Origin of the sequence: Microcystis sp. LE18-22.4A (assembly GCF_027531105.1) — a bacterium.
Lineage (GTDB): Bacteria > Cyanobacteriota > Cyanobacteriia > Cyanobacteriales > Microcystaceae > Microcystis > Microcystis aeruginosa.
This window is the reverse complement of sequence record NZ_JAPZRB010000115.1, coordinates 1-1932: the sequence shown is the minus strand read 5'-3', so window position 1 is coordinate 1932 and position 1932 is coordinate 1. Positions and strand designations below refer to the sequence as shown.

Below are 1932 nucleotides of genomic sequence, written 5' to 3'. Positions count from 1 at the left end.
ACTCAATTGTCTATCTTTTGGCATTAACCTGTTTGTGCTTTAAGTCTTTCCCTATATGGATTTCAGCTACTTTTGAGCGTAGGCGCTCTCATCGAATTTTATTTTAAGTTAATTATTTGCATAACAATTCCCGAAGAGCCGAAAAAAGCAAAACCTTATATTATACCATAAAAAAATTATGCAAGAGGTCTATTCTGATTAATCTGCGATTCTTGCTCTAGCTGTAAAGCAACTTTGTTGAGATAAGGAATTAAAGCGTATCCGATACATTCGGCTAAACGTGGGGGAACCGCATTACCAATTTGCCACATAGCTTTTTTCATGGTTCCCTCAAAAATAAACGAATCGGGGAAAGATTGAAGTCTGGCCATTTCACGGGCGGAAATAACTCGATTAAGATGGGGATGAATATGTGTACCTCCATGATTTTCTTTGATGGTCATACTCGGTTTGCCTGGATACTGGCGCTTAAAAGCATCAACGTAGGTTTCATAGAGAGAACCACCGGGGGGTACTCGTGCGATCCGTTCCATATACTTCGAGGAATGGCGTGTCCATTCATGATTAATTTCGGGAATAGGCGTGTAAGCAGGTAAATCGGAAATAGCCGACTCTATCGGAATATATTGATGAGGTAGTAATTGAGGTTGAGGATAAGGATTAGGTAGATCGAATCTATTAGCTATAAAAATTGCTCTCGGTCTAATTTGAGGAATTCCATAAGCGGCAGATTCAAGAATAGCGATCGAAATATTAGAATAACCGATCAATTCAAACTCTTCTAAGATAGTTTCTTTCACCTTGCCTTTTTGCATCGTGAGAATCCCTGGCACATTTTCCATGACGACATACCAAGGCTGAATTTCAGAAACCACTCTTATAAACTCTTTAAATAATTGATTTCGAGGATCATTGGGATCTCGTTTACCAGCGACCGAAAAACCCTGACACGGCGGACCTCCAACCACTAAATGTATATCGGGTGAGCCTGCCAAGATAAGCCATTTCTCTGCTTGAAAGTCATGAATATCACCGCAGAAATGATGGCATTGTGGGAAGTTGTACCGATGTGTTAATGAAGCGACAGGATTGATTTCAACACTTGCTGCTGGATGAAAATTTGCCTGAACTAAACCTTGAGTTATGCCACCAGCACCACAAAATAAATCAATGAAGTTATAAGTTAGATGAGGAGCGATCGGACAATTAACATCCACAAAAACTTGATGTAAATCACGCTTGATGGTCAGTAGTTCCCGTTGAATTTTTTCATAACGTCCTAATTTGACTTTTTTCGTCTTTTCAATATCTTGATTATTTTGAGGGAATAATGATAATTGAAGTTCTGACATTGCTCTGACTTGAATATATATGGTTTATTGTGACACATCGTCCACAAAAAATCAAGTCACGCCTATGGAAGGTAGAGTAACAAAGTCAAGCTACTTTTAACCTAGTCGTCATCAATCCCCGATCGCTCTCTACCCCACCATCCCCAACCCGCGACCATTGCCCATTTCCCACCCATTCCCGAAAGTGACGAGAAGAACCTAGGTTGGGTTGAAGCATTAAACCCAACGCCCGCTCATGTTACGCTACCGCTAACCCATCCTACAAATAATTGTGCCTCCCTACTTAACCTACATTCTCAACAGAGAAAACGGGTTTCTTCGAGAAACTATTTAGAAAACGGGTTTCTTTGAGAAACCCGTTTTCTGTATAATCTTAATTTTTGTTACAGCACCATTGAAAAATTGGGGACTGTGGGGCTAAAACTGTTAGCAATAAACCTTTGCAGTTAACGTCATGACTTCTCCCCTGTTGCCGAGCTTTCCTGCTATTGACGATGTTTTGTTCAATTTTGCTCAATCTGATGGCTTGAGTCAAGCTAATCAGGTGAATAGTGCGAGAAATCAGCGTTTAACCGCTACC

Annotated in this window: 2 protein-coding genes and 1 pseudogene; 1 reads left to right on the top strand and 2 read right to left on the bottom strand. The window is 40.4% G+C overall.

Annotated features, from left to right (window positions below):
- Nucleotides 1–176: 176 nt before the first annotated feature.
- On the bottom strand, nucleotides 177–1352 hold the full coding sequence (locus tag O9295_RS04930) for a DNA cytosine methyltransferase (protein ID WP_288032130.1): 1176 nt from the start codon (nucleotides 1350–1352) through the stop codon (nucleotides 177–179).
- A gap of 85 nt (nucleotides 1353–1437) precedes the next feature.
- Complete coding sequence (locus tag O9295_RS04925) at nucleotides 1438–1569, bottom strand: hypothetical protein (RefSeq protein ID WP_288032127.1); 132 nt, start codon at nucleotides 1567–1569, stop codon at nucleotides 1438–1440.
- A gap of 237 nt (nucleotides 1570–1806) precedes the next feature.
- Here O9295_RS04925 and O9295_RS27710 point away from each other — a divergent pair.
- Nucleotides 1807–1932: pseudogene (locus O9295_RS27710) on the top strand (DUF4347 domain-containing protein); the annotation flags it as partial.

Coding starts and splice junctions, on each gene's coding strand:
- O9295_RS04930 (WP_288032130.1), bottom strand. CDS start 1,352: ATGTCAGAACTTCAATTATCATTATTCCCTCAAAATAATCAAGATATT.
- O9295_RS04925 (WP_288032127.1), bottom strand. CDS start 1,569: ATGCTTCAACCCAACCTAGGTTCTTCTCGTCACTTTCGGGAATGGGTG.